Below are 25,202 nucleotides of genomic sequence, written 5' to 3'. Positions count from 1 at the left end.
ATCTATAATATAATTTCATTGCCACAACATTTATTTTATTTAAGTAACTATTCAGCCACATCATAAAGTGAGCTGAATATTTTCTTCTTTTCTTGTCTATGATGTGAATATTGATAGACAAGGAGGTGAATCGCATGTTGACGGTACAACAAGCTGTATTTACAGTTGAGTTTTATCGGAAAGACGAAACATTGTTGTGATTGCCGATGAAGCACATCGCACCCAAGCCGGTTTTGCGGGCGGATTTGCCGCTCAGTTGCGTTATGCTTTGCCGAACGCTTCCTATATTGGATTTACGGGAACCCCGGTTGATTTTGTTGATAACAATACAGAAGAAATTTTTGGACATATTATCCACCGCTACGATATGGCTCAGGCGGTCGAAGACAAAGCGACATTGCCAATTTACTATGAGAGCCGCCTAATTCCGCTTGATTTATCCGCTGAAGACATTGATGAAAAATACAGAGAAATTATCGAAGAAGCAGGGGGAGACGATGAAGAGTCAGAGAACTATAAAAGAAAATGGGTCGCTCTGGAAAAAGTCGTCGGTACTCCAAAACGGCTCCGTCGTTTAGCCAAAGATATCGTATCACATTTTAACCAAGTCGCCAATCCGTTTCAAAAAGCAATGATTGTCTGCATGAGCCGGCGCATTGCGGTGGATTTGTATAATTATCTGAGAGAGATTCCAGAATGCCCTCCTGTTGAAGTGATTATGACAGGTCTATGACGCCGCAAAGCAAGATATTCCCATTGATGTGATCAAAAAACAGCTCCATGTCGCCTAAGGGGTCCCCTGTTTGTCTCTTAGGGAATGGAAATTACTGTAATGAAAAATACTCATCTACAGTTCCATATATAATGTGTTAAAGCAGATGATAAAATCCCAATATAGCTGAATAAAATTCCTCACTTACAATAGAACTATAATGTCAATAAGAGGAGCAATGGTTCATGATCACGAGTTATGACGCATTCCTGAGAAGGGAAAGATCATGAAAGAACGAATACACGAGTATGGTCACCGATTCCATTTGCTTGTCACGGAGGAACGATGATTCTCCATGGTAGAATACGTAGTTACTCTTAATATGCCATATTCGGAGTTTTTGTTCCGCTTATTCGCTTATTAGAGGCGGAAATTGTCAAAAGACAGGAACGATCGATCCAAACGCTCATCAAAGTCCAAACTGCCGTATCGCAAGACGATCCATACGTTTTTACCGCGCAACCTTCGTTGGATGAGTGATGGATTCGAGAACTGCTTACGTTGTCGTGTATTGACCGAAAAGAAAATATCCTTTTTCTCTGCCCACCAAGGATTGGAAAGACACACCTGGTGATTTCGATTGGAATGGAGGCAATAGCAAGAGGATATCAAACGTATTTTGTTACCGCCCGTGATTTGGTCACTCAGTTAAGAAGAGGCAGTCAGAAAGTTGGAGAAAAAGCTTCCTGTCTTTGTGAAGCCAACTGTTCTCATGATCGATGAAATGGGGTACCTAAAACTGGATCCGAACAGCGCTCATTGCTTATTTCTAGTGATCACCCAGCGGTACGAGCATATCCCAACAAAAGCTCTGGGGAATGGGAAGAAATTGTGGGAGACTCGGGCGATGTTAGATCGATTGCTGCGTCATTCCATTACCTAAAGAGGGGAAAGCTATCGATTACAGGAAAAGAGGATCCAAAAAAGAAAAACAAAGGGTTCCATGAGATCTTTCTGGGGAATGTTAAACCGGCGATTTTGGGGAAAATATAATCAACCTTGACATACGAAGTGTGTGCCTACGAAAATCAACGTATTTTTCTAGTGTATAGACTTAAAAGGCTTTTTCTAAATTGTCCTTGCCTAAAATGGACTGTCGAACTCGGGGTACGGAAAATATGTAAAAACCTCTTCTCGGTACGGAAATTTTGTAAAAAGTGCTTTGCCGGTACGGGATTTTTGTAAAAAGTGCCTTGCTGGTACGGGATTTTTGTAAAAAGTACCTTGCTGGTACGGGATTTTTGTAAAAAGTGCCTTGCTGGTACGGGATTTTTGTAAAAAGTACCTTGCTGGTACGGGATTTTTGTAAAAAGTGCTTTGCTGGTACGGAAATTTTGTAAAAAGTCCTTGCTGGTACGGGATTTTTGTAAAAAGTGCTTTGCTGGTACGGAAATTTTGTAAAAAGTCCTTGCTGGTACGGGATTTTTGTAAAAAGTCCTTGCTGGTACGGGATTTTTGTAAAAAGTGCTTTGCTGGTACGGAAATTTTGTAAAAAGTGCTTTGCTGGTACGGGATTTTTGTAAAAAGAAGGGGATGGCTGGTACGGAAAATATGTAAAAACTACTTTCCACCTATTCCTCTCGCTCCTGTTTGTCATCTGGACATTGTCATTTGATTATTCGATTAATTTTTCTCTTGGATGTATTCGTACTTCTTCCCGTTTCTTTTTCATTTCATTACTACAAATATACTTTAAGTTTCTTTTGCTTGCCTCTATATTGAATTCCCTACCTAGGTGGCCATTATGTTATCTACCCAGTCTTCACTTTTGTCGAGCAGATTTGTTATTTTACAGGGAGAAATTCGATGAAATGGGTTAAAAAAAGGCAAAGGGTAAGATAGAATGATAATAGATAATCGATTTTGTTTTTTACTTTTCTTTCCTTTTACAATTAATATAACAGAAGGCCTTTTTGGTCCAGAAAAATGGTGAAAAATCATCGGTAAGGATGTATGGCGAAAACAGTCGTTGGCATTCTTGCCGATGTTTTTTATTTATCAACATTTTTGATGGAGGGATTATTTATGAATCAGTATTATGTCGTTCTTAGAACAAAAGAGAAAGACGAATTAATGGATGTCGTGGGGGCTTTGTCATTAGAGGAAGCATGGGCAATTGCCAGAATACGTTATGAAGAAAGAATGCGTGAGGGAGATAGTCTGTTTGTTTTTCCAGCGATAGGACCTCTTGCATTTGATGAGAATAATCGATTTGTTAGCAACAGCGGAGGGAATATGAAAATTATGATGAAGTTCTAAAGAAAACAAAGATGACTCCCGTTGAAGTGCAGTTCAACGGGGGTCATTTTTTTTCGTTTCTTTTCATGGTACCGAACAATAGATCCCCATGGCCATCGAATCAAATCTACATCTTCTTCATCATGATTGCATCGCATTCGCCACTGTTAGACGTAACGACTCATCTTATCGATGTTTAGAACAGATTTTATCAAAAACGGATCAATCAGTCCGATTTGCATTAAAACCGAAAGTTGAAACAGAAGATATTCAACTATTACAAAATGATTATCCGTTATATAAATTAGCTTTGGAACTTGGGGGTACAGAAACGCAAAAAGCCACTATACCGGTGGCAATAGTAAAAGCAAATGTTCTGGAACGTATCCAAATAGAATTAGACCAAATTAATGTTGTAGATGGAACAGGCAAGAATTAGAACAGTCACTTATTCTTTTAGGTAAGCGAGAATCTGATGATTGGATAGAAATAGATCTCTATCTTTTATTTAATGGGGATTTTGAATATATAAGTACAGGTATAGAAGACCCTTCGTTTAAACGTGAAACGATCATACACGCATGAAAAATCCTGTAGGGTGTACAGTTAAAACATGATGAATGCTTGAACAAAAAGTGTATTTATTTGCGGAAATCTATAGTTTTCATTAGCTTGGTATGGGATTTATGTAAAAACTATTATTTTGGTACGGGAATTTTGTAAAAGCTCAGTACGGGATTTAAGTAAAAACTGTGGTCTCAGTGCGGAATTTTTCTCGGTACGGGATTTATGTAAAAAGATTTGATTTAGTACGGGAAATATGTAAAAAAATAAAAATTACTATGATGAATGATTAACCGGTATCAATTTGATACTGGTTTTTTTATTATCAAATAATGTTATATCCATCCGAAAAATGTAATTTATTTTATTAAAAAATTTGGGTCAAATTAGGAGTCGGGATATAGTAATACTCGTCTGGATAGGTCATTCTTCTAAATTTTAGAACACTTGATCTGAAGCCATTTTTAAACTATTAGGTATATGAAGTTGTTCATACAGTTAACTGGGTAGGTTTTAATGTACCCAGTTAACCCTATGAATCTGTGGCTCAATGTTAAATATTTTAGCTTTTCGTTTGAGCCGAATGGAAAAAATGCACTTTTAAATCGTTCAATAAAAGAAAGGTTGCATGACGGCCAATACTATTTCGATAAGTGATGGGGCGGATGTATTTTAATTCGTATCTTTTATTTGTATCGTTCGACCGGGCATTGTAAAACTGCTGATAAGGCCATCGATTAAGTATAGATTGATCAAAATATCATGATAAATTTTGAATACATTCTTTTCAGAATCCGTAGCACATCTGAATTTATATGGCTATAAATTGCCACAAATATTCTGCAAAAGTTATTAAAATTTAGCACAAGCGAAGTTATAATGTTTAAAACAATCGGAGGTGATTTAAATGAAATTAATAGAAGCATTAGAACAGTTAAACAACGGAAAATCAATTGCAGAAGTTGCAGCTATGGCAGGAATAAATGAAAAAGACTTAGAAAGAAAACTGGCAAATGCAGCAATTGAATTTGATCAAGAAGAAAATGAATATAAATATAAAGGTATTGCACCAGAAGAATCATTGAGTAGAGATGTAAAAAGTAGAATCGTCGTTTTATTAGTTGATAAACCCTTTGTAAAAAAGAAACAAGAAAATCGAACGCCAATAAACGTTGAAGAGAATTTCGATTTGGAATATAAAATGTTCAAAGATTACTTAAAAGTAGATCATTCGTTGTTAAAAGAGAAGAAGACCTTTTTCTTAACAGAAAAAATGTATAACACAATAAAAAATCTAAGTATAGAAAAATCATTTAAAATAAATGCACTAGTAAATGTTTTGCTGCAAAGAGGGTTGGAATATTACAAGGTTGATTTAAAAGAAAAGGATGGCTGATGATTGGTAATAATCGTCACTTATGATTGCAGATTCTTTGCTCTTATTATTATATTTTGCAAAATAATTGTTGACTTTTCATCATAATCTGATAAAATACAAAACAAATGAATAACTTAATATACGACAAGGGAAAACCCCAAGCTTTACAGCGCTACCTATGCGTATATACACGCATAAGAAGTAGCGGTGTTTGGCTTGGGGTTTTTTGTATTTTAAGTTCAATTATTTTTATACGGAGGTAATAGATCATGAGCAAGACAAATATTTCAGCTAAATCTACTTTAATTGAGGCTTTTAATGAATATGAAAAAAGCCAGTTTTGGTCAAAAAACACTAGACGTACCTACCGTAAAAATGTAATTTACATGTCAGAATATATGTTAAACCAAGGGTTAAATCCAGTGCTTGAGAATATCGATTATGAATTTGTGAAGATATGGGAAAATGATCAACGAAAACAAGGCTATAGTCCGAGAACGATAAAACAACATCAGGCAACGATGCAATCTATGTTTACGCATTATAACCGGCTCGGAGTTATTAACGGAAATCCATTCGCAGCATTAAAAATCACAGATTCTAATAAACAAAAACATCATTCGAGAGCATTAAATATCATCGAATTATACCAAGTTTACAAAGCTGCGTTTGAGTTGCAAGAAAGAGGTGTTAATGTATTAGTTCCAACCCTAATAGATATGTTTACTGCTCTCAGAGTCACATCGCTCGAAAAACTAACCGTTCGTTCAGTCTCTACTACTATGAACGGTCTAGTTTATGAGTTCGATCCAAAAAAAGATCGAGTAAAAGAAGATAAACTTCTTGACCAATATCTAGAGGAAGGGGATAAACACACTGACAATTCGCCAAACAGCAAAAACAAAGACTTCTTTATTCCATTACCACCTAAGCTCATGAAATTACTCACCCAATATATTGAACACATGGAACCAAATGATGCATTGTTATACGGCTTGAGAGGAAAGCCGCTCATTAACAAGCAGATGAATTATATAATCGATAAAGTATGTGAACATTTGGGATGGATAAAAGTAGAATATGAACAACCAGAGAATAAGGAAAATCATAATCATGCAAAAGAGAAGGGAAGAAGAAACAAAATCATCCGTAAAACAGAGAAGTATTTCACACCGCACGGATTACGATACACTCTTTCTACATTGTTTCATGAAATGGGGGTCTCAGATGATGCCATCAGGTTTTTACTTGGCCATTCCAGGTATGAGCTTGGCGCTCTGCAGCATTATATTTTAAGCGATGCAAAGTATATTAAAGAAATTCGAGCGGCCCAAGTAATAATCGAAACTCTTTTTGAAACCACTATGGAACTTGAATCTAATTATAATATCACTCTAGATTTAGAAGAAATTTTTGATGAAATTCCTAAAGTTTATTCGAATCAATTGAAAAACAAAAATTACATCAATCTGTTTAAAGAACATCTCGTAAAGTATGCATTTGCTGCATTACAGCAAAAAATACTTAAAGAATCAGGGAATAATCATTCTGATTATTTTACATTTCAAGCACCAGAACTTTATAATCAGATTGCTATGGCGCAGCAAGGGTATTTTCCCCATGCTCCAATGCCTTATCAGCAAACTCATGGAATGCACTCAATGTCGTACGATCTCACGCATCCAGTGCCTTTGTATCCGCCAACTCATATTCACATGAAATAACTACCCGGCTAGGGTAGTTATTTCCGTACTAAGCAGGTTTTAAAATATGTTAAATGTTTCAATCGCTTTTTTCTTTTGCTCAAAGTCAACATGCGTGTATACTTGCGTCGTGACTAAACTTTCATGGCCGAGTAGTTCTTGTACGGTACGCAAATCAACATTTTCTTTATTTTCTTGTATCAACAAGGTAGCAAACGTATGCCGCAAATGATGGAGTGAGAACCGTTGAGGTGGCAGACCAGCTTTTTGTAAGATTTCTTTAAATATCTTATGTAAACCACGCGGATTCAGTTTTTTACCGTTTTTATTTAAAAATACCGGTTGGGAAGGATGGAGCTGATATTCTTCTAAACTTCCCATATAGCTCTTAATTAAAGGGACAACCATGGGATGAAGGGGGAGTAAGCGCTCTTTTTTTCCTTTCCCATATATGCGTATCGTGTTGTTCGATAAATCAATTTGTTCCCAAGTTAGTTCAACAATTTCAGATCTTCGCATACCCGTAGTGGCTAACAGTTTAAATAGAAGATGGTTTCGCATCGCCATTCGGCTATTGTCTTGCTCCAAAAAATGGAACAGCTTTCGTAGTTCAGACAAAGACATATAAGTCGGTAATTTGCTATCCGTTTTAGGAGTATCAATTCCGATCATAAAATCGCTGTCGATTAGATTTTCTTTGACACAGTATTTACTGAACGATTTCAAGCAAGAAATTCTCCGATAGACCGTTCTAGGTTTGACGTTTTCTTTTGTAATCTGATGCTGGATGAAGCGACGAACATGCGTTTTTGTAATGTCATGAAGTTGTACAGAATAACCGTGTTGAATTAAGAAGTTCTCGAAACATCTCAAATCATACGCATAACCATCAACGGTGTTAAGTGAATAGTTTTTTTCAATTTGCAAGTACAACACAAATTCATCAATGGCTTGTCGAAACAACATAAAAAACACCTCCAGTTGATAATCAACGACCGATGATAATCGATAAAAAAATAATGATAATTCGTTTAAAAAATGATAATTCGTAGACACAAAAAATTATGAGGAACTTAGGTTAACAAGTTCCGGATAATTGATTTTATGGGTACTTGAGGGAAGAAACCCTCAAATTTCGGGGAAATTGATAAGTTTACATAATATAAATTATAAGAAGTTATATAAACGTTTGTTTCGTTGACAAGTAATCTCGTGATAGTGAGACAGAAACAAAAAAATCTCCATCCGGCATGAACCGACTGTCCCGTTGCATACGCATGATAGCGAGCCTATCCCGGTTAAAGGAGTGCGCGATGATGACGAGAGCTCGTCCGTATTTGTTGACAAGGAGCGTTGTGCCGGAAAATCAAGAGTCGCCGATTTGGTTTTTGCACCGTTTGCGTTTCGTACCGGAACGGTATGTGTTTCGCCGCAATCATTTTCCGTATCCGCTGCGTCTTCCCGATCGTTTGACAGTTCGCGGGCTTGTTTCGTTTCCGCTGTCCCTTTCGCTTGCCGAGTTGAAAGCGATGCCAGCCAAGACGATCACAGCGGTGCTCGAGTGCGCAGGCAACCAGCGGGCGAAGTTCTCCCCTCCCCCATTTGGGGAGCAATGGGAAGGAGGCGCATTGAGCCAAGGGGCTTGGACGGGCGTGCCGCTTCGCGAAGTGCTGGCGCGGGCTGGGGTGCGGCCGGGAGCGGCCGAGGTTGTGTTTGTCGGTGCAGATGAGGGACTACGCCCCGATATGGACGGCGTATTTTCGTATGTGCGCAGCTTGCCGCTGGCCAAAGCGCTGCATCCGGATACGATGATTGCGTATGCGTACAACGGCGCCCCGCTTTCGCTTCAGCGCGGATATCCGCTCCGCCTGATCGTGCCCGGGTGGTACGGAATGGCGTCAGTCAAATGGCTCGCGCACATCATCGTCACCGATCACCCGTTTACCGGTCCGTTTCAATCCATCGACTATATGTATTATCCTCATCCGGATCGGGATGACGGCAAACGGCCGGTGACGACCATTCGCGTCAATTCGCTCATTCAGTTTCCGCTCGATCGCTCGATTCATCGGCGCGGTCCGCTAAAGGTGGAAGGCATTGCTTGGACAGGACGGGGCGTTATTACCCGTGTCGAGGTGAGCCTCGATGGCGGACGGACGTGGAGGGAAGCGAAAGTAAGCCGTGATGATCATGAACCGTATGCATGGGTGCATTGGCAATGGGAATGGAACGCCGACCGTCCAGGAGACTACGAAATTTTGGTGCGGGCGACTGATTCAGCGGGGCGAACGCAACCGCCGCATCCGCTTTGGAATCGGAAAGGATACGGCTATCACGCCATTTCGCGCGTGCGGGTGCAAATCACCTGACCAACATAAAAACGTGCAGGGTTTCTTGAATCACTTACAAGAAACACTGCACGTTATCCGCTGCGTGTCGATAGTCGCAGGGAGAGCATGTTCCCATCCTTTCTTCTAACTTTCCGTATCATGCAATATCGGTATGGCGATAGCGGACACCTTTATACCGAATGCGAACTGGCACGCCTTTTTCCTGGTTATATTTGATCAGCATCCGTTGGGCTTTTGAAAAGGCTTCCATCATTCCGGACGCCAAGATGGTCTCTTCCCACGAAACCGTCTTTCCTTGATCTGTGTAGAAGGAAAAGACATACTGTTTCATCCTCCTCACCTCCCCATATACATATTATAATTAAAGACTGTTTTTCCTAAACACAAAAACTGTTACAATTATGTTAACATTTTCTGCACCGCGTTGCTGTGAAAAAGCAGTTTCCGGGGCATTCCGGAAACTGCGGGTTGCCGTTGCCGGCCGTTCCGTTCCCAATGGTTCAAAAAGGAAACAACCGAAGAGGACAAACGGTAAATGGAGGAAATCCATGCCATTGAAAAGAGATGCATTTACAACAAAGAAAACCGGCATCAATCCCCAATGCCGGTTTGTTGCTTGTATTGTTTGACGGCTGCCGGGTAGTCGGCCTGAATGGCGTCTTTGTCCCGCCCAAGCCGCGCGCTTAGAAATTCAAGCACAGCGGCATCGTGGGCAAGGCCTGCCGCAAACTGCCGCTTCAGCCAGCGTTCGCCCGTGGCTTCTTCAGGAAACGTACGGGCCTCCCCCCCATCGGCATGCAAACTCCAACCTTGTTCCGTCCGGCGGCTCAACCACCATTGGCCGTGATGGTTCGTCCAAAACACCCCTTCCGCTTCGTCCCGTTTGTTCAGCTGGTTTTGTTCCGCATCGCCGTAAACCGGCAACAGCGGGAACGTCTCGACGACAAAGAGCGGGAATGTCGCATCATCGACAAAACAACCGGACGCTTTCGGATGGCCGCCGCCACCAAACTGCCGAGCGAATTCAGCGACGTTGACATCATCGTGAATGGTGCGAAAACCGATATGTTTCGTCCCCATATTGACCATCGCGATCAAGTCAAGGTGCGGGTATCGTTTTGATAAGGCGTTGCCAAGTTCCGACAAATGCCGTTCAGCGAATACAACACCGATGCAATAGTCGCCGAGTGAGCGTTGGACGAGCTGCTTTTGTTTTTGCCGGATGTAGCGCTGAATTTTCTTTTCCTCCATATCCAAAAGCAACTCTTCCGTTTCGGTCAAGGTGAACGGTTCGCCGGAGGAAAGCCGTTCGCTCATCGTCTCCCAAAAGCCGTCGAGTCCTAAAATCGTCAATAAATCATTAAGCCGCTTCGCCTGTAGATTTCCATTTTCTTCCCATTCCCATGTATCATATTGGCGGACGAGCTCGACAAATGTTGCTAGCGAGTCGCTTTGTGTCAGTTTTCCTTCACGGACGAGGTAATCGTAAAAGAGCGAGGTCGCGCACGTTTTTTTGCCGTTGTCATCGGTCGGTACGACCCAGCCCCACGGGTAGTTGTTGAAATGAAGCGCTGTTACGTGGTGGTCGACGACTTGCACATGGCCGCCACGCTTCGCCCGTTCGGCAAGCTGCTCTTCGACGTCCTTGCCGACGGCCAAGTCGGTGATAAACAGCATAGCGCTCTCTGCTTCTTCACTTTGCAGAAACTGAGCGACCCGCTCATCTAGATTCCGGTAGGAACAAAACGAAATGTTGACTTCCGTAAACGCCAGCTTTGCGAGCAACCCGCAGCCGATGCCGTCTAAATCGCTGTCGGTAAATAATTTGATCATCGCTTCCCATCCTTTTTATCACAAGCTTCTTTGCAGCCACATTTTCAAAAGCGGAAGCAGCCGGTCCGTCAGTTCACTGACATGCGGCACGAAGACGCGGAAACGACCGTAAATGTTTTCGATCGTCCGCCGCGTCGATTCGTCATCGGCGCCGCGCCCTAAAAAGAGGTTGACGACCTCGATGCCGCGACGGCGCGCGTCGGCGACCGCTTCATGCGTATCGATGATGCCGTTTTGTTCGTAGCCGTATGCGGCCGGCTCGCCATCGGAGAACACGAGCAACACTTTTTGCGCTTCCGGACGGCCAAGGAGCTGTTCCGTCATCCAGCGGATGGCCAATCCGTCGCGGTTGTCTTCGTGCGGCTCAAGCTGCATGATTGCCGGGCCGCTTGATGGCCCCAATGATCGGCGAAACGATACAGCCGTTTGCATGTAGTTGGGTTGCCAAGAGGCGGTTGCTTCGTTCGCATCTTCCCAAAATCCAACAATGGCATGCGGCACCCGCAACGTTTTCAGTGCCTCATGGCAAAGGACAAGACCGGTTTTCGTCTCTTCCATTTTGTCGTGCATCGAGGCGGAGCAGTCGACAAGCAATCCAAATACTGCATCAAACCGCCGCGCTGGCTCGCCTTTTTTGTAAAACAAGCGCGGCCGCTCATCGGTGAAAAACGGCACCAGCTGTTTGCGCAGCCGCCCGGCGGGCAAGTTTGTGCGCCAAGCGCTGCGCTGATGCTCAAGCCATTGCTCCATCACGCGCACGAGCCGTTTCCGGTACGGCGCCACCGCCGCCTGCTTGGCGCGGTACTGCTCGAGATGGAGCGGGCTTGGCGGTGGGGAAGGAAGAAGCACGAGCTCGGCTTGACGGTTCGCCTCGCCATACGGAGCGCCGCTTCTGGTGCGGGGATGATCGTCAAAGGAGGCGTGCGCTTCGAGGCCATATTCATTTCGATTCGTCGGTCGGGACGTTCCTTGAACGATGGCGAGCGCCTGGTCGCTGTCATCCCCCGGCCGCGCCCCGTCGCCAAGCATTCCGGTGCGGGTGCCGCGCTCAAGCTCGAAACGGAGAAAATTTCCGCCCGTTCGGCTCGTTTCCCGGTGCCAAGTCGGCATCACTTGCCGGTACACGTCACCGTTTGAGGAATCGTTCGATGTGTCGCGGTTTTCCAACGGATCGGTTCGCTTTAAGTCGTGAATCGTCATCTTCCGTTCGTCTTCCCCGTCGTCGACAATCGGCAGCGACGTATAGGTGTTCACCATATCATCGGGCAGCACGCTCTCCATCAGCGCAACAATCGTCAGCGTCCAGCGGGCTGTTTCCGCCGTCGATGAGACGTCATAAAATTGCGGCCATAGCGCTTCAAGGCGCGCTTGTCTCGCCTCATCTGCCATCGGAACAAGCGGGACATCATCAAGCGGCGAATCCGCGGTCAGCCGCAAATACATGGCCGCTAAAAATTGATCAGCCAAGGCGCACCGCGTTCGGTTTGCTTGCCATTGCTGGGTGAAATAGCGGCGGTATAGGCGGCGGCGCGCGCGAAACCATCGCTTCAAACCTGGCCGCTCCCGCTCACACACCGCTTCCAAACGGAGATCTTCAGCAAAGGAAAACAATTGTTTGGACAGTTTAGACAGCGGCTGCGCCTCCGCCGTTTGCCGGAAGGCGCGGACGGCACCCGCATCGGTATGCCGGCGCGTGCCGATCATTCGCAAGACCACATCGCTTTTCATCGCCTGCTCTTTGTCCGGCGACGGGTAGACACCCCAAAATTGGCTCACATATATCGTCTGCTTCGCTAGATGAACGCCGGAATGAGCGGCAAACTCCACCGTCCAGCCGCGGTCGCGGGCAAGCGTTTGGGCGAGATCGGAAAGCTCCATGACCAAAAACGAATCGATCGGCTGGTCGTTGAACATCATAAACCGTTCCATGTGCCGCCCCCTACTCGTCAAACCATGTTTCAGCGATGTTGCGCACCGCTGCCCGTTCCCGCTCGTCATCGAGCTTATCGATAATGCTTCGTTCAATTGCGCGCAATGGAGGCATATGCGCCGCCAAATCGCACGCATCGAGCAAGGCGCGCACCGAGGCGGCTTCTTCGGCAATTTGTCCGTTTCGCACTTGTGTAAGCAAATCGGCTGACAGACTAACGAAACGATCAATCAACGTTTCGTCCGTTAATGTAGTTTGCGCCAACAACACTGATTTTAACGTCGCTCCTTGCACGTATGGCACATCGATGACGACAAACCGGTTTTTTAACGCTTCATTGAGCGGCACGGTGCCGATGTAGCCTTCATTGATCGCCGCGATGACGCCAAACGTCGGCTTCGCCTGCACGACCTCGCCAGTGAGCGGGTTGGTGAGCCGACGCCGATAATCAAGCACACTGTTTAAAATCGGGAGCGTTTCTGGTTTGGCCATGTTGATTTCATCAATATATAATAAATGGCCGTTTGTCATCGCTTGAATGACCGGGCCGGGAACGTAATCGATCACCGCCTGGCCGCTGCGGTGCACAATCGTCTTAAACCCGAGCAGCGCTTCGGCGTCTAGGTCGACAGAACAGTTGATGCTATGCATGGGCTGCCCGAACAGTGCGGACAATGTTTCAGCAAGCCGCGTTTTGCCTGACCCGGTTGGGCCTTTTAAGAGCACGTTTTTTCCAAGCGCAAGCGCGACTGCCGCATCATGGATAATGGCCTCGTCTTCGGCCGTATACCCGCCGGACCCAATCAACGCCCGATCCGGATCGTGGCGGAACTGCTCTTTTCGTTTTTCCATTTCTTTTGTTACAACTAAGGGCCATGTCATCATTGGATGCCTTCCTCTCTGTTGCCATCTTCCCTCTTCATTCTACTAAATCACCTGTCAGGACGCAAAACAAACGAAATAAACCATAATTATATTATGTAAATAATATAAAAGAAAAAACAAGGGCGCTCCTAGCTGTAGTTGTCCTCAATGGCTTTGCGAATGAGCGCCGCGCATCGGTCAAGCTCCGCTTTTAGCTGGCGTTTGTACAGTTTTGCTTTTTCCTGTCCTCCGTCGGCGAACCGGTAATACACGACTTCCTGGTACTTCATCCCTTCTTTTTTCTGCTTCACTTGCTTTAAAATGCCGTCTTCGATCAAATCGTGAAGCGCCTTGTACACTTCCGAATGGTTCGGCCGGTAGCCGAACGGCTTAAACTCTTGGCGCAGTACGTCAAGCAGCTTCAGTCCGTACAGCCGCTCCTGTTCCGTTAAGGTGATCAAATACAATTTTAAAAACGCACGTTGTTTTAACAGAAAACCGCTGGGCGTCCGTTTCTCTCCCATGATCTTGTCCTCCCTTCAGATGTTTCATTCGCCTCACTGAGCGCGAATTCCTGCTTAATTCCGCTTTCTTTTCATGATACCATGCGGGAGAGGAAACCTCCTCCCCCGCCCGCTTTCAATAGAACACGATCGTTTTGTTGCCGTGAATGATGACCCGGTCTTCCAAATGCCATCTGAGCGCCCGTGCGAGCACCGTTTTTTCAATTAGGCGGCCGATCCGCTTCAAATCGTCGGGATGATGGCGGTGATCAACGCGGGCGACGTCCTGTTCAATGATCGGCCCTTCGTCTAAATCATCGGTGACGTAATGGGACGTGGCGCCGATCAGCTTGACGCCGCGCTCATAGGCCCGCTCGTACGGCCGCGCGCCGATAAACGCCGGCAAAAATGAGTGGTGAATGTTGATGATTCGCCCCGGAAATTCAGCGACAAACGCCGGCGATAAAATTTGCATGTAGCGGGCGAGCACAATCGTATCGATCCGATAGTCGCGAAGCAGGCGGATTTGTTCGGCTTCTGCGTCGGCTTTTGTTTCTTTCGTCACCGGAATATGTACATACGGGATCCCAAGCGGCTCGACCACGTCGCGCAAGTCGGGATGATTGCTGATGACAAGGGCGATATCGGCAATCAGTTCGCCCGCCTGCCATTGCCAAAGCAGCTCAAGCAAACAATGTTCCGCTTTCGAGACAAAAATGGCGATTCGCCGAATGTCATTATGCAGCCGAAGCTGCCACGTCATGCCGAATTCCTCGGCAATTGGGGCAAACGCCGCTTCGATCGTTTCCTTCCGATCGGCGACGTTCAGGCAGTCAAACTCCAAACGGAGGAAAAACGTTCCGCCTTCCGGATCGGTTGAGTATTGGCTTGATTCGACGATATTTGCCCCATGCTCATAAAGAAATGAGGTGACCGCTGCAACGATGCCGGGACGGTCCGGACAGGAAATGAGCAGCCGGGCGCGGTGTTCATAGCCTTGCAAAAACGATTGCCAGCGATGTTGGCGAAATGTGCTCATCCGTTGTCTCTCCCTTTTCTTGCCGTTATTTAGTTTCCATCATACAAAAAATTGGCGGGCTTGCCAACAGGGAAATGTGAATGTCCGCCATAACAAAAGGCACCTCCCTCACAAGGAGATGCCTTTTCCACGGATGGTCTTTGATCAGTCTTTGGTCAAATCGCCGGCCGGGCCGAAAAATTCGTAATGGATGCGCTCCTCCGGCACGCCCCATTGTTTCAGCGCGCGATAGACGGTTTTCATAAACGGCACCGGGCCACAGAAGTAAAAGTCAGCATCTTTAGATGGAATGACCGTTTGCATCCATTCCAAATCGATCCGCCCTTCTTTGCGAAAATGTGGGTGTTTCCGGTCTTCGTCGGACGGGAACTCGTAACAAATGTGATATGAAAATGCGGGATTTTCCGCTAAAGCTTGCAACTCTTGATCGAACGCTTGCACGCGGCCATTGAGAGCCGCTTGAAGGAAAGTCGCTTGGCGGTTGGGCTGCCGGATGGCCAGCGTACTTGCCATGCTCAAAAGCGGAGTGATGCCGACGCCGCCGCTGATAAAGACGACCGGCGTTTCTTTGGTGAGATCAAGCGTAAAGTCGCCGGCCGGGGCGCTTACTTCAAGCACATCGCCTTCTTGGATATGGTCATGCAAGTAGTTTGACACAATGCCAGCCGGTTTTTCAGCCGTCGCTCCTTCCCGTTTGACGCTGATGCGGTAATACCCTTTTCCAGGGGCATCTGATAAGCTGTACTGACGGATGTGCGTGTACGTTTCGCCTGGAATCGACAGTTTGACGCTCACATATTGGCCTGGCAAGTAATCGCTGATGGCACCCCCGTCTTCCGGTTGGAAATAAAACGACGTAATGACGTCGCTTTCTTTCACTTTTTTGGCGACGACAAAACGGCGAAATCCGCGCCAGCCGCCGTGTTTGGCCGCTGCTTCCTCGTAGAGTTCCTTCTCGACTTGGATGAAAACAGCGGCAATGGCTTCGTATGCTTCCGCCCACGCGGCAATGACTTCATCCGTGGCGGCGTCGCCAAGCACGTCTTTGATCGCGAGCAACAAATGTTTTCCGACGATCGGATATTGTTCCGGCTGGATGCCTAAGCTCCGGTGTTTATGGCCGATTTGCCGCACGACCGGCAAAATGGCGTCGAGTTGATCGATATAGCGCGCCGCTGCATATACCGCTGAAGCCAAAGCGCGTTGCTGCCGCCCTTGTTTTTGGTTGGCATGGTTAAACACATTCAGCAGCTCCGGATGATTGGAAAACATGAGTTCATAAAACCGTTTCGTAATCTGTTCCCCGTGCTTCTCTAATACCGGCACGGTCGATTTGACGATTTCGATCGTTTTCGGATGTAAAGTTGTGATCGTAGTCATTGTTCCATCCCCTCACAAAACATGTATTTCAAATACATCTTTTATTCAAACATGGACGGCAACAAAAAGCAATATTTCAAATACATCTTTAACAAATTGTTCACAATTCCCCGTGCGAAGCGGGTATGGTACAATAAAATTCGATCATGTTGCATAAAAGGTTGTGGACGAAGATGCAGTTAACCAACTACACGGAATACGCGTTGCGCGTCCTCTTGTTTTTAGGGACGCTTGAGGAAGGAGAAAAAACGAACATTAAGGAAATTTCCACTGCGTTTTCGCTGTCTGAGCATCATTTAAGCAAAATTGTCCATGAGCTCGGCAAGCTTGGCTACATCGAAACGATCCGCGGGCGCAACGGCGGAATCCGCCTAGCAAAACGGCCTGAGGAGATCGTCATCGGGGCGGTCGTCCGTGAGACGGAAGACAATTTGTCGCTTGTCGAGTGCTTTGCCGCCCACGGCAATGAGTGCGTCTTGACGCCTGCCTGCCGCCTTCGTTTCGCCCTTCGCGAAGCGCTAGAGGCGTTTTTGCGCGTGCTCGATGCGTATACGCTTGCCGATTTGCTGGAAAACCGGACGTCGCTCCGCATTTTGCTTGGGGAGCGGCGCAATCGATAAACACTCTCCGTCCGAATGGCGGGGAGTGTTATTTTGTCTGTTGACAGGCACACTATAAGCAAGCATCGCCGCAGAGAAGGGAGACAGAACGATGAGACGGTACGAAGTGATTGTTATCGGCTCTGGACTGGCCGGTCTTGCCTGCGCCTGGGAGCTCGTCCGCCGCCGCCATCGCGTGCTTGTGCTTGAACGCGACGGAGCAGTCGCGGACGACATTTCGTCATGTGCCGGGGCGTTTGTCGATCATTATCGGCGACCCAGAGCGATGGATCAAGGCGAGCGGGGAAGCGATTCTTTCCCAAGTCTATGCAGACGCCAGCACAATCGGCTTGCCGCTTAGCGGACATATAAGGCAAAGCCGGATCATTTCCCACCCGGAAGATTTTCATTCGCTCGCTCCCGGCTATGACCACTTGCGCCCGAGGCAGCAAACCGATGTACCCGGTTTGACGCTAGCGGGAGACTATACGCGCCAGCCATACTTTGCGACGATGGAAGGGGCGGTCTTGTCCGGACAGCGGGCGGCAGCAGTCGTCGCCCGCCGCTTCGGCGGAGGATGAAACACGAAAGGAGGAGGAAAAGATGCGAAAACGATGGGTGTCACTAGCCGCCATTGGCGCGTTGGCGATCAGCCTTTGCGCCGGCTGCGGCAGTAACGACGAGCGGCCGGAAAAACGTAACCAGTCGTCCAATATGGGTGGCGGGATGAACACATCCGGCACCGGCCGCTAATCCCCTTTGTTTGCCACATTTCGCATAATATATTAAGATTAGAAAGGTGTGAGAAAATCCGCAAGACTAAAGGAGGTAACAATGAAACACCAAGGAAACGCCTTACCACCTTATTTACATTGGGACAACGGGGAGCTCTGGCTCACCGAAGATGACCGCGACAATTTAAAAATCAGCTACCGCATCAAAGAGGTGATCTTTGCCGAGCCGTCCGAGTACCAGCATGTCATGATTTTGGATTCGTATGATTTCGGCCGCATGCTTGTTCTTGACGGCGTCGTGCAAACGACCTCGATCGATGGTCATATTTATAACGAAATGATCACACACGTGCCGCTGCAGTTCCACCCGGACGCCAAACGAGCGCTCATCATCGGCGGCGGCGACTGTGGAGCGGCCCGTGAAGCGGCTAAGTACGCCCGCTTGGAGACCATCGACATGGTGGAAATCGACGAAAAGGTCGTCCGGGCGTGCAAAGAACATTTGCCGGCCGTCTCCGGCAACTTATCCGACCCGCGGGTGCAGTTTATTTACGGCGACGGCGTCGCGTTTGTACAAGGAAAAGAAGACGCATACGACGTCGTGATGATCGACTCCTCCGATCCGGTCGGCCCGGCTGAAGCGCTGTTTTCGCCGGAGTTTTACGCCAATGTGCATCGCGCATTAAAAGAGGACGGGCTCATGGTGTGCCAAAGCCAATCTCCGATTTTCCATTTGGATATTTTAACACGCACCTACCGCAACATTCGTGAACTGTTCCCGCACGTGCTCGTGTACACGGCGGTCGTGCCGACGTACCCGGGCGGGCTGTGGAGCTTTACGATCGGCTCGAAACGGCCGCTTGATTTCCCGGCGCAAACGGCGATTCCAAACGACACGAAATACGTTAATGACGCCGTCTTTCGCCAATGTTTTGCCTTGCCGGAATTTTTGCGTTCGGCGCTTGAGGCGAAGTAATTCGATAAGAAAGCTGTCCTCATGTGTGAAGGACAGCTTTTTTGTTTCTTGCCACGTCTTCGGAGATGCGCTCCTTTCTTGATAGAAGAGCCCCTTTTATTGTTCGTTATCAGATAGCGCCCGTTTGGCCAGCCATGCGAGCGTCAAGTCATCGGCAGGCGGATTGTGCAGCCCGGCGCGGACATCGCGGTAATAACGCCCGAGCGGACTGTCAGCGAACAAGCTTTGCCCGCCAACGATGCGCATGGCTCCATCGACGACCTCAAGTGCGGTATTCGTGGCGACCAGCTTGGCGGCGGCGAGCTCCTCTTTCATCTCGGTTCGTTTTTCCGGATAGCGATCCCATAGGTCCGCGACCGCATAGAGAAAATGACGCGCATGGATGAGCCGCCATTCCATGTCGGCGATTTTCCGCTGCACTTCAGGCGTTGTGGCAATTGGACGCGATAATGTATTCGGCTGGTACGTTTGCGCAAAGCGGAGCGCTTCATTGCGTGCGGCAATGGCGATGCCTAAGTAACAAGCCGGAACGTGCAGCAGCCATCCTTGCGCCGGTGCGGTTTCATTTGGCTTCCCGAGCGTTTCCACGAGCGCATCCGTTTCCACTTCCACGTCCTCAAGGACGAGGTCATCGCTGCGCGTCGCCCGCATGCCGAGCGTGTTCCACGTCGGCTCAATGCGGACGCCCGCGGCGTCCATCGGCACAAGAAATTCGCCGACGTCGCCGCTGTCTTCGATGGTGGCCGAAATCAACACGTAATCCAACGCCGGGGCTAACGAGGCAAACGCTTTGCGCCCCCGGAGCACAAAGCGGCCATGGCGGAGAACGGCCTTTGTTTCCGGTTTTCCGCCGCGCGCAGGGCTGCCGGTCGCCCGTTCGGAATGGGCGCTGTTAATGAGCGCGTGGTGTTGGACGACTTCTTCGGCCAATCGGGCGAGCGTTGATTCCGGCCAGCGCCGGAGCAAAAACAGACGCATCAAAATGCTCGCATGCCATCCGAACGACAAGGCGGTGGCGCCGCTGCCTTGGGCGAGCACTTCTTGCACAAGCACCCATTCATAAAGCGACGCCCCTTGGCCTCCGTATTCGGCGGGGATCGTAAGAGAAAGAAACCCGGCTTCCTGTAAATCAGCAAAATCGGCAAACGGGAACTCCGCCCGTTCGTCATAATTTGCCGCCCGTGATGCAAACCGTTCAGCAAGATGCCGCGCTCGTTCGTACAGTTTCCGTTCCCGCTCGTTTCGCACGAGCAAATGGTACAATTCGTTCATCGTTCTCCCCTTCTTTTGTTGTTGAGATGATTTCATTGTACCGATTTTGGTGAAAGGTAGAAACAAAAACGCTTCAATGCCTGCCACCGATGCCTAATCACATCTGAACAAGCCCTCCGCTCATAAAATTATAAGTTGTAATAAAGAATTTCCAATAGTAGAGATTAAAGGGGCTCACAATCCTCCTTACGGAATGGATATAATAACACTTGAAATCAATTTTTGCAAAATTCGTATTATTGATTACAAGCACATCGAAGAGAAAATAAAAAACAACATAGGGGATTACTACAATAATAGACTCACTAATCAGCGACAATAAAAAATAACCGTCTTCGCTTTCAGACGGCCAGTGTAAGGAACAAAAACAACGTTCAAAAGAGGAAAAAATGCCGGATATACCGATCATCGCCGCGATGGACAAACTCATTTTTCGCCGCGTCATATTCGTATTCCTCCTGCCAACGCTGGCCATGACGAGCGATTTGCCGCACCGCGTGAATGATCATGTACACTTCTTCGTTCGTCATCGTCGGATGGAGCGATAGGCGCACCCATCCTGGTTTGGCAAAGGCATTGCCGCTTTTGACTTCCTTAAGCAAGGCAGCCGACTGTTGTTTGTCAATGCCAAGCAAATAATGGCCGTACGGCCCGGCGCATGAGCAGCCGCCGCGCGCCTGAATGCCAAAGCGGTCGTTGAGCAGCTTGACGACAAGATGATAATGAAGCTCTTCGATCACAAACGAAACAATGCCGAGCCTGTCGCTTCGGTGTCCTTCGAGCACATGAACGCCAGGGATGTCCTGCAGCGCCGGCAGCAAGAGTGAGACGAGTTCTTTTTCCCGAGCGCGCATCTTCGCGACATTCATCTGTTCTTTCAGCTGAATGGCGAGCGCGGCTTTGATCGTTTGCCAAAACGGCGGCGTTCCTCCGTCCTCCCGCTCTTCAATCGCCTCCACGTACTCATAATGCCCCCATGGGTCAGTCCAATACACCGTCCCGCCGCCCGGATGGTCCGGCGCGTGCTGGCGGTAAAGGCGTCCGTCAAACACAAGCACGCCGGCGCTTCCTGGACCGCCGAGAAACTTATGGGGGGAAAAGTAAATCCCATCAAGCTTTTCCATCGGATCGTCTGGATGCATATCGATGCGGACGTATGGAGCAGAGGCGGCAAAATCGACGAAACAAAGCCCGCCGTACTCATGCATAAGTTTGGCTAATTCGTGGTATGGCGTCTCAAGACCGGTTACATTCGAGCAGGCGGTGAATGCGCCGATTTTTTGTGGCCGCTGGCGGTAGCGGTCAAGCAGCTCGCGCAAATGATCAAGGTCAACTCCGCCGTTAGCAGTTGGCCGAACCGTTACGACCTCGGCGATCGTTTCGGCCCATGACAATAAATTTGAATGGTGCTCCATATGGGTGACAAAAACGACCGGGCGTTCGTCATTGGTGAGCGCCAAGCGCGGTTTCCATCGTTCCGGCACACGCAAGCCAAGCAGGCGCTGCAGTTTGTTGACGGCGCTCGTCATGCCCGCCCCTTGCATGATCAGCACATCGCCTTTTCCCGCGTGAACGTGCTGTTTAATGATTTCTTTTGCATATTGATACGCAAGCGTCATTTTCGTTCCGGTCACATTTGACTCTGTATGCGTGTTGCCGACAAACGGGCCAAGCTCGCGAACCATTTTTTCTTCAATCGGTCGGTACAGCCGTCCGCTCGCCGTCCAGTCAGCGTAAATGAGCCGTTGTTCACCAAACGGTGTGGAAAACGGGTGAAACCGGCCGATGGTTCCGTCGCGAAACGGCTGGAAATATGCCTCGAGCTCGCCGCCGTGCGTATATGTTGTGCTCCCAATTGTCGCACGAATCGTCATGGGTATTCCTCCTTTTTCCAGCCACCTACTCATACCATATGTAGCCATTGGGCGATTCGGTCCGGAGAAAACGAACGAGAGCGAAAAAAAATCCGCCTTGTTGGCGGATGATGCAATTCAAATGTTGTCATTGTTTTTCGCACCGCAGAGACGAATCCGCCTCCTCAGCAGCCGAGACGAGGTATTGCGCAAGCAACGCCCGCAAGTCGTCAGGAAGCGGTTCGCTCGCCTGCGTATGAAAATTGAAGTAGACGACCGCTGCTTCTCCAATTGCGATCAGTTTGCCGGTCTCTTCTTCCATGATGCGGTGAATGCATTGAAAGCTTTTGTGGCCGATGCGGGAGACGTTCGTCTCTACGCGAAGCCGCCGGCCAAAAAACCCTTGGTTGACAAAATCGCATTTCGCGGACGCCAAAATGAAGTGCCAATCGCCCGTCCGCCCTCCGTAGCTCAATTCATCAAATAGACGGGTGCGCGCCTCCTCTAAATAAATAAAATAGCTAATATTGCTCAAATGGCCGAGCGCATCGGTTTCGCAAAAACGCGGATTGACGGTGATCGTATGTGTTTTCATGCTTCTCCCTCTCCCCTTCGTTTTGTCCCTGCCGCCCTTGACTCTCACTTTTGAGAGAGCCGGTCAAGGGCGAGTTCAGCTTTAGGCTTTCTTTGGTGGGGTCAAGCGTCTGATGCCTTAAGCATCGCCTGACGCTTTGCTACCGACTAGTCAGTATGTTGTTTTTATCATAGCTTGATTTCCTTATAGATGCAACTGTTTTGTTTGATGATTATTTAGAACATAGTTTTATTTTTATAATAAAGATAAAGAAAAGGCCGGATGGGACAGCGATCCTTCTAACCGGCCCAAAGCGGCAAAAATACGTACCCGGCCAGCGACAGCCCAGCGCAAATTAGGGAGATGCGCAGCTTGTATTTCGCATAGCCCATTAAATCCATATCCATAATTGCCGCGGTCGTAATCGTTGTATCGCCAAGCGGCGAAGCGAACGCGCCGAACGTTCCGCTCGCAAACACCGCGCCGACGGTCATCTCAAGCGGCGCTCCGGTCGCATGGGCGAGCGTGACGCCAAGCGGCATAAAAATGCCCCACGTCCCCCATGATGATCCGATAAAATAGGAGAGAAACGACCCGGCTAAAAACACCGCTGCCGGCACGAACGGCCCCGGGAGCCATGTGCCGAACGTCGATGCTACGTACGTTGTAAACCCGAGCTCGCCCGCCACCGCCGATACAGCCCAAACGAGAATGAGCATGCCGATCGGCGCCATGAGTTCGTTGCCCCCGGCAAAAAAGTGATAAATCAGCTCGGAAAGCGACTGCCTGCGCCACAAATAAAACACCATCGACAACAGGATCGTCACGAACAGCGCCAAAAGCATCGCCCACGTCGCATCGGCTTCGGAAAACGCCCCGAGCCAATCGCGCGCCCCGCGTTGCCGGCCGTCATAGACAAAAAAGGCAAACGTCAGCCCAAGCAGCAGCGCCAACGGGACAAAAAGATGAAGCGGATCGCCGGCGATCAGCGCCAGTTCTTTGCGCAGCCCAAGGCCGTGCAGTTCATTCGTTTCCCCTTCCCCTTTTTTCGCCCGCGGGTTGCCAATGCGAATGTTCATCATCGTCGTCAACAGCCCGACAATAAGGGTGATGATGGCAAACAAGTTGTACGGCAAGCTGCGCAAAAAGATGTCATATGCCGATTCACGAATATCGTTTTGCGCCAGCGCTGCCGCCACGACCGAAGTCATAAAGCCGACAAACGCCGTTGCCGCCGGCAAGAGCACGATGATCGGCTCGGTCGAGACATCGATGATGTACGCCATGCGGCGGCGGTCGATGCGGAACTGGCGAAGCACTGCTTTCATCACCGGCCCAAGCAGCATGATGCGGAACATCGGCATAAAAAACGTCACCGGCACCGTCAGCCAAACAAATAAAAGCAGTCCGCGCTTCGTATGGATGCGCCCGGAAAGCCTCTCGACAAATCCTTTAATCCCGCCGGTAATTTGCATCATGCCGACGAGCGACCCAAACAAATATAAAAACGCTGCCACTTTTATATGTTCAACATCATTGAGCGAATGAAGAATAGCGGAAACAGCCCGCTCGATCGCACCGATGACCGACCGTTCAAGACAGAGCGCCCCGACAAGCAGACCGACCACCAAGCCAGGCAAAATTTCTTTCAGCCAAACAGCGAGTGGAATGATAAGAAGAAACGGCAATAGCGACCACCATGTTCCTTCCACGTCGGCGTCCCCCTTTCCGATGCCGTTGTTAACAAGGATAGCCATAACGTAAGTTGTTTATGATTATCAATGGTTATTTAGAACATAGTTTTATTTTGGTATTAATCGGTTGGGGGAACAAAAAAGCCGCGTCATAAGACGCAGCGTGGCATCAAAAATGTGGGCCGCCATCCTAGGTCGGGGAACGCACGGCTGGGCGCTGTCATTTCCGGCGCGCGAAATCGACAAACCGAAACTTGTCAAGCCGGTGTCGCGATTCTGTATATTGAAACAAGGTGGCGTCGCTTAAATAGACATAGTTTTTGACGACGACGACACGGTCATCGCCATTGAGATCCAAATAGCGGCGGTCTTCCTCCGTCGCCTCGTCGACCGACATTTCTTTTTTCGCAAAGCTGATCGGCAAATGCAGCTTTGTTTCCAAGTATTCATAAATCGAGTCTTCGCAAATCTCTTCCGTCAACAGCGGCACATGCTTTTTTAAGAAAAAGTCTTTATCCAAAATGATCCGCTCCCCGCCGATTTCGCGGACGCGCACGACCTTCCACACCTCGTCCTTGCTTGAGGCGCGCAGCTGCTGCCTGAGCTCGCCATCCGGTTTAATGACCGCCAGTTCATGGACGATCGTCCGCACCGGCTGCTTCATCGTTTGCGCCAGCTCCTTAAAGCTGACCAATCCGGAGACCGGAAAGTCGTATTTGCCGACATCGAGCACGATCGATCCTTTTCCTTTCATTTTTTGGATATATCCGTGCTCGGACAATAAATTGAGCGCTTTGCGAATCGTCTCGCGCGATGTCTTATACCGGACAGCCAGCTCGTTTTCCGACGGCAGCTTGTCATACGCCTTCCATTCCCCGCGGCGGATGCGGGAAACGAGATCGTGATAAATGGCTAAATATTTGTTTTCATGCATAATCATCACCG

27 protein-coding genes and 1 pseudogene are annotated in these 25,202 nt (G+C 48.2%); 14 read left to right on the top strand and 14 right to left on the bottom strand.

Going from position 1 to position 25,202, the window contains the following annotated elements:
- Nucleotides 1-169 precede the first annotated feature (169 nt).
- The 3 genes and pseudogenes from B9L21_RS07885 to B9L21_RS18265 form a co-directional block, all read left to right on the top strand.
- A pseudogene (locus tag B9L21_RS07885) lies at nt 170-727 on the top strand (type I restriction endonuclease subunit R); the annotation flags it as partial.
- Between the two features lie 546 nt (nt 728-1,273).
- Entirely contained in the window at nt 1,274-1,495 is a 222-nt protein-coding gene (locus B9L21_RS18270) for an ATP-binding protein (protein WP_413229272.1), read from the top strand.
- Complete coding sequence (locus tag B9L21_RS18265) at nt 1,443-1,655, top strand: ATP-binding protein (protein ID WP_063857330.1); 213 nt, start codon at nt 1,443-1,445, stop codon at nt 1,653-1,655. The genes B9L21_RS18270 and B9L21_RS18265 overlap by 53 nt, the downstream gene beginning before the upstream one ends.
- A gap of 145 nt (nt 1,656-1,800) precedes the next feature.
- Here B9L21_RS18265 and B9L21_RS17315 read toward each other — a convergent pair whose 3' ends face one another.
- Nucleotides 1,801-2,343 carry a hypothetical protein gene (locus tag B9L21_RS17315; protein WP_143424846.1) on the bottom strand — a complete coding sequence of 181 codons (543 nt, stop codon included), beginning with the start codon at nt 2,341-2,343 and terminating at the stop codon, nt 1,801-1,803.
- A 382-nt stretch (nt 2,344-2,725) separates the two neighbouring features.
- On the opposite strand from B9L21_RS17315, the gene B9L21_RS07875 reads away from it, so the two are divergent.
- The 4 genes from B9L21_RS07875 (at nt 2,726) to B9L21_RS07860 (ending at nt 6,676) form a co-directional block, all read left to right on the top strand.
- Nucleotides 2,726-3,031, top strand: coding sequence for a hypothetical protein (locus B9L21_RS07875; protein ID WP_225995632.1), 306 nt, complete (start codon nt 2,726-2,728; stop codon nt 3,029-3,031).
- 88 nt (nt 3,032-3,119) lie between these two features.
- Nucleotides 3,120-3,449 carry a hypothetical protein gene (locus B9L21_RS17610; RefSeq protein ID WP_174539024.1) on the top strand — a complete coding sequence of 110 codons (330 nt, stop codon included), beginning with the start codon at nt 3,120-3,122 and terminating at the stop codon, nt 3,447-3,449.
- 1,032 nt (nt 3,450-4,481) lie between these two features.
- The gene (locus B9L21_RS07865) at nt 4,482-4,970 is read left to right on the top strand and encodes a hypothetical protein (RefSeq protein WP_063165896.1); all 489 of its coding nucleotides are present in this window, start codon (nt 4,482-4,484) and stop codon (nt 4,968-4,970) included.
- Between the two features lie 251 nt (nt 4,971-5,221).
- Nucleotides 5,222-6,676 (top strand): tyrosine-type recombinase/integrase, encoded by a 1,455-nt coding sequence (locus tag B9L21_RS07860; protein WP_063165895.1) that lies wholly within the window; start codon nt 5,222-5,224, stop codon nt 6,674-6,676.
- A 39-nt stretch (nt 6,677-6,715) separates the two neighbouring features.
- Here B9L21_RS07860 and B9L21_RS07855 read toward each other — a convergent pair whose 3' ends face one another.
- Nucleotides 6,716-7,621 carry a tyrosine-type recombinase/integrase gene (locus B9L21_RS07855; protein ID WP_033005840.1) on the bottom strand — a complete coding sequence of 302 codons (906 nt, stop codon included), beginning with the start codon at nt 7,619-7,621 and terminating at the stop codon, nt 6,716-6,718.
- A 350-nt stretch (nt 7,622-7,971) separates the two neighbouring features.
- On the opposite strand from B9L21_RS07855, the gene B9L21_RS07850 reads away from it, so the two are divergent.
- Entirely contained in the window at nt 7,972-9,024 is a 1,053-nt protein-coding gene (locus B9L21_RS07850) for a sulfite oxidase (protein WP_318825732.1), read from the top strand.
- A gap of 118 nt (nt 9,025-9,142) precedes the next feature.
- Here B9L21_RS07850 and B9L21_RS07845 read toward each other — a convergent pair whose 3' ends face one another.
- From B9L21_RS07845 to hmpA, 7 genes are all read right to left on the bottom strand, one after another.
- Nucleotides 9,143-9,337 carry a hypothetical protein gene (locus B9L21_RS07845; RefSeq protein WP_063165893.1) on the bottom strand — a complete coding sequence of 65 codons (195 nt, stop codon included), beginning with the start codon at nt 9,335-9,337 and terminating at the stop codon, nt 9,143-9,145.
- A 260-nt stretch (nt 9,338-9,597) separates the two neighbouring features.
- Nucleotides 9,598-10,839 carry a DHH family phosphoesterase gene (locus B9L21_RS07840; protein ID WP_063165892.1) on the bottom strand — a complete coding sequence of 414 codons (1,242 nt, stop codon included), beginning with the start codon at nt 10,837-10,839 and terminating at the stop codon, nt 9,598-9,600.
- Between the two features lie 18 nt (nt 10,840-10,857).
- On the bottom strand, nt 10,858-12,768 hold the full coding sequence (locus B9L21_RS07835; protein WP_063165891.1) for a vWA domain-containing protein: 1,911 nt from the start codon (nt 12,766-12,768) through the stop codon (nt 10,858-10,860).
- A gap of 10 nt (nt 12,769-12,778) precedes the next feature.
- Nucleotides 12,779-13,654 carry an AAA family ATPase gene (locus tag B9L21_RS07830; RefSeq protein WP_063165890.1) on the bottom strand — a complete coding sequence of 292 codons (876 nt, stop codon included), beginning with the start codon at nt 13,652-13,654 and terminating at the stop codon, nt 12,779-12,781.
- A gap of 128 nt (nt 13,655-13,782) precedes the next feature.
- On the bottom strand, nt 13,783-14,157 hold the full coding sequence (locus tag B9L21_RS07825) for a helix-turn-helix transcriptional regulator (protein WP_063165889.1): 375 nt from the start codon (nt 14,155-14,157) through the stop codon (nt 13,783-13,785).
- A gap of 115 nt (nt 14,158-14,272) precedes the next feature.
- Complete coding sequence (gene purU / locus B9L21_RS07820; protein WP_063165888.1) at nt 14,273-15,175, bottom strand: formyltetrahydrofolate deformylase; 903 nt, start codon at nt 15,173-15,175, stop codon at nt 14,273-14,275.
- Between the two features lie 144 nt (nt 15,176-15,319).
- The gene (gene hmpA / locus B9L21_RS07815) at nt 15,320-16,555 is read right to left on the bottom strand and encodes an NO-inducible flavohemoprotein (RefSeq protein WP_063165887.1); all 1,236 of its coding nucleotides are present in this window, start codon (nt 16,553-16,555) and stop codon (nt 15,320-15,322) included.
- Nucleotides 16,556-16,728: 173 nt separating this feature from the next.
- Here hmpA and nsrR point away from each other — a divergent pair, with 173 nt between their 5' ends.
- The 5 genes from nsrR to speE all read left to right on the top strand — a co-directional run bounded on the left by nsrR (nt 16,729) and on the right by speE (nt 18,864).
- Entirely contained in the window at nt 16,729-17,175 is a 447-nt protein-coding gene (nsrR, locus tag B9L21_RS07810) for a nitric oxide-sensing transcriptional repressor NsrR (protein ID WP_063165886.1), read from the top strand.
- Nucleotides 17,176-17,266: 91 nt separating this feature from the next.
- Nucleotides 17,267-17,515 (top strand): FAD-dependent oxidoreductase, encoded by a 249-nt coding sequence (locus B9L21_RS18260; RefSeq protein WP_082816543.1) that lies wholly within the window; start codon nt 17,267-17,269, stop codon nt 17,513-17,515.
- Nucleotides 17,400-17,735: an FAD-dependent oxidoreductase gene (locus B9L21_RS07800; protein WP_143424845.1), complete on the top strand. Its 336-nt coding sequence runs from the start codon at nt 17,400-17,402 to the stop codon at nt 17,733-17,735. Before B9L21_RS18260 ends, B9L21_RS07800 begins: the two co-directional genes overlap by 116 nt.
- Before the next feature lie 22 nt (nt 17,736-17,757).
- Entirely contained in the window at nt 17,758-17,907 is a 150-nt protein-coding gene (locus B9L21_RS17605) for a hypothetical protein (protein WP_168157881.1), read from the top strand.
- 81 nt (nt 17,908-17,988) lie between these two features.
- Complete coding sequence (speE, locus tag B9L21_RS07795; RefSeq protein WP_063165884.1) at nt 17,989-18,864, top strand: polyamine aminopropyltransferase; 876 nt, start codon at nt 17,989-17,991, stop codon at nt 18,862-18,864.
- A gap of 96 nt (nt 18,865-18,960) precedes the next feature.
- Here the strand turns inward: speE and B9L21_RS07790 are convergent, their stop codons facing one another.
- Nucleotides 18,961-20,136 (bottom strand): acyl-CoA dehydrogenase family protein, encoded by a 1,176-nt coding sequence (locus tag B9L21_RS07790; protein WP_063165883.1) that lies wholly within the window; start codon nt 20,134-20,136, stop codon nt 18,961-18,963.
- Between the two features lie 103 nt (nt 20,137-20,239).
- On the opposite strand from B9L21_RS07790, the gene B9L21_RS07785 reads away from it, so the two are divergent.
- A complete protein-coding gene (locus tag B9L21_RS07785) occupies nt 20,240-20,458 on the top strand; it encodes a DUF3888 domain-containing protein (protein ID WP_318825734.1) in 219 nt (72 codons plus the stop codon).
- A 52-nt stretch (nt 20,459-20,510) separates the two neighbouring features.
- On the opposite strand, the gene B9L21_RS07780 is transcribed toward B9L21_RS07785, so the two are convergent.
- The 4 genes from B9L21_RS07780 to treR form a co-directional block, all read right to left on the bottom strand.
- Entirely contained in the window at nt 20,511-22,010 is a 1,500-nt protein-coding gene (locus B9L21_RS07780; protein WP_063857353.1) for an aminotransferase class V-fold PLP-dependent enzyme, read from the bottom strand.
- 127 nt (nt 22,011-22,137) lie between these two features.
- A complete protein-coding gene (locus tag B9L21_RS07775) occupies nt 22,138-22,584 on the bottom strand; it encodes an acyl-CoA thioesterase (protein ID WP_063165881.1) in 447 nt (148 codons plus the stop codon).
- A 278-nt stretch (nt 22,585-22,862) separates the two neighbouring features.
- Nucleotides 22,863-24,275 (bottom strand): Na+/H+ antiporter NhaC family protein, encoded by a 1,413-nt coding sequence (locus tag B9L21_RS07770; protein ID WP_063165880.1) that lies wholly within the window; start codon nt 24,273-24,275, stop codon nt 22,863-22,865.
- A gap of 202 nt (nt 24,276-24,477) precedes the next feature.
- On the bottom strand, nt 24,478-25,191 hold the full coding sequence (treR, locus tag B9L21_RS07765; protein WP_063165879.1) for a trehalose operon repressor: 714 nt from the start codon (nt 25,189-25,191) through the stop codon (nt 24,478-24,480).
- Between the last annotated feature and the right edge of the window lie 11 nt (nt 25,192-25,202).

Source organism: Geobacillus uzenensis (assembly GCF_002217665.1).
In the GTDB taxonomy this organism is placed as follows: Bacteria; Bacillota; Bacilli; order Bacillales; family Anoxybacillaceae; genus Geobacillus; species Geobacillus subterraneus.
This window is presented reverse-complemented; position numbering and strand designations above follow the sequence as displayed.

Excerpts from the sequence above, each read along its gene's own strand:
- B9L21_RS07875 (WP_225995632.1), top strand. The coding sequence starts at position 2,726 with ATGGCGAAAACAGTCGTTGGCATTCTTGCCGATGTTTTTTATTTATCA.
- B9L21_RS17610 (WP_174539024.1), top strand. The coding sequence starts at position 3,120 with ATGGCCATCGAATCAAATCTACATCTTCTTCATCATGATTGCATCGCA.
- B9L21_RS07865 (WP_063165896.1), top strand. The coding sequence starts at position 4,482 with ATGAAATTAATAGAAGCATTAGAACAGTTAAACAACGGAAAATCAATT.
- B9L21_RS07860 (WP_063165895.1), top strand. The coding sequence starts at position 5,222 with ATGAGCAAGACAAATATTTCAGCTAAATCTACTTTAATTGAGGCTTTT.
- B9L21_RS07855 (WP_033005840.1), bottom strand. The coding sequence starts at position 7,621 with ATGTTGTTTCGACAAGCCATTGATGAATTTGTGTTGTACTTGCAAATT.
- B9L21_RS07850 (WP_318825732.1), top strand. The coding sequence starts at position 7,972 with ATGACGAGAGCTCGTCCGTATTTGTTGACAAGGAGCGTTGTGCCGGAA.
- B9L21_RS07845 (WP_063165893.1), bottom strand. The coding sequence starts at position 9,337 with ATGAAACAGTATGTCTTTTCCTTCTACACAGATCAAGGAAAGACGGTT.
- B9L21_RS07840 (WP_063165892.1), bottom strand. The coding sequence starts at position 10,839 with ATGATCAAATTATTTACCGACAGCGATTTAGACGGCATCGGCTGCGGG.
- B9L21_RS07835 (WP_063165891.1), bottom strand. The coding sequence starts at position 12,768 with ATGGAACGGTTTATGATGTTCAACGACCAGCCGATCGATTCGTTTTTG.
- B9L21_RS07830 (WP_063165890.1), bottom strand. The coding sequence starts at position 13,654 with ATGATGACATGGCCCTTAGTTGTAACAAAAGAAATGGAAAAACGAAAA.
- B9L21_RS07825 (WP_063165889.1), bottom strand. The coding sequence starts at position 14,157 with ATGGGAGAGAAACGGACGCCCAGCGGTTTTCTGTTAAAACAACGTGCG.
- purU (WP_063165888.1), bottom strand. The coding sequence starts at position 15,175 with ATGAGCACATTTCGCCAACATCGCTGGCAATCGTTTTTGCAAGGCTAT.
- hmpA (WP_063165887.1), bottom strand. The coding sequence starts at position 16,555 with ATGACTACGATCACAACTTTACATCCGAAAACGATCGAAATCGTCAAA.
- nsrR (WP_063165886.1), top strand. The coding sequence starts at position 16,729 with ATGCAGTTAACCAACTACACGGAATACGCGTTGCGCGTCCTCTTGTTT.
- B9L21_RS18260 (WP_082816543.1), top strand. The coding sequence starts at position 17,267 with ATGAGACGGTACGAAGTGATTGTTATCGGCTCTGGACTGGCCGGTCTT.
- B9L21_RS17605 (WP_168157881.1), top strand. The coding sequence starts at position 17,758 with ATGCGAAAACGATGGGTGTCACTAGCCGCCATTGGCGCGTTGGCGATC.
- speE (WP_063165884.1), top strand. The coding sequence starts at position 17,989 with ATGAAACACCAAGGAAACGCCTTACCACCTTATTTACATTGGGACAAC.
- B9L21_RS07790 (WP_063165883.1), bottom strand. The coding sequence starts at position 20,136 with ATGAACGAATTGTACCATTTGCTCGTGCGAAACGAGCGGGAACGGAAA.
- B9L21_RS07780 (WP_063857353.1), bottom strand. The coding sequence starts at position 22,010 with ATGACGATTCGTGCGACAATTGGGAGCACAACATATACGCACGGCGGC.
- B9L21_RS07775 (WP_063165881.1), bottom strand. The coding sequence starts at position 22,584 with ATGAAAACACATACGATCACCGTCAATCCGCGTTTTTGCGAAACCGAT.
- treR (WP_063165879.1), bottom strand. The coding sequence starts at position 25,191 with ATGCATGAAAACAAATATTTAGCCATTTATCACGATCTCGTTTCCCGC.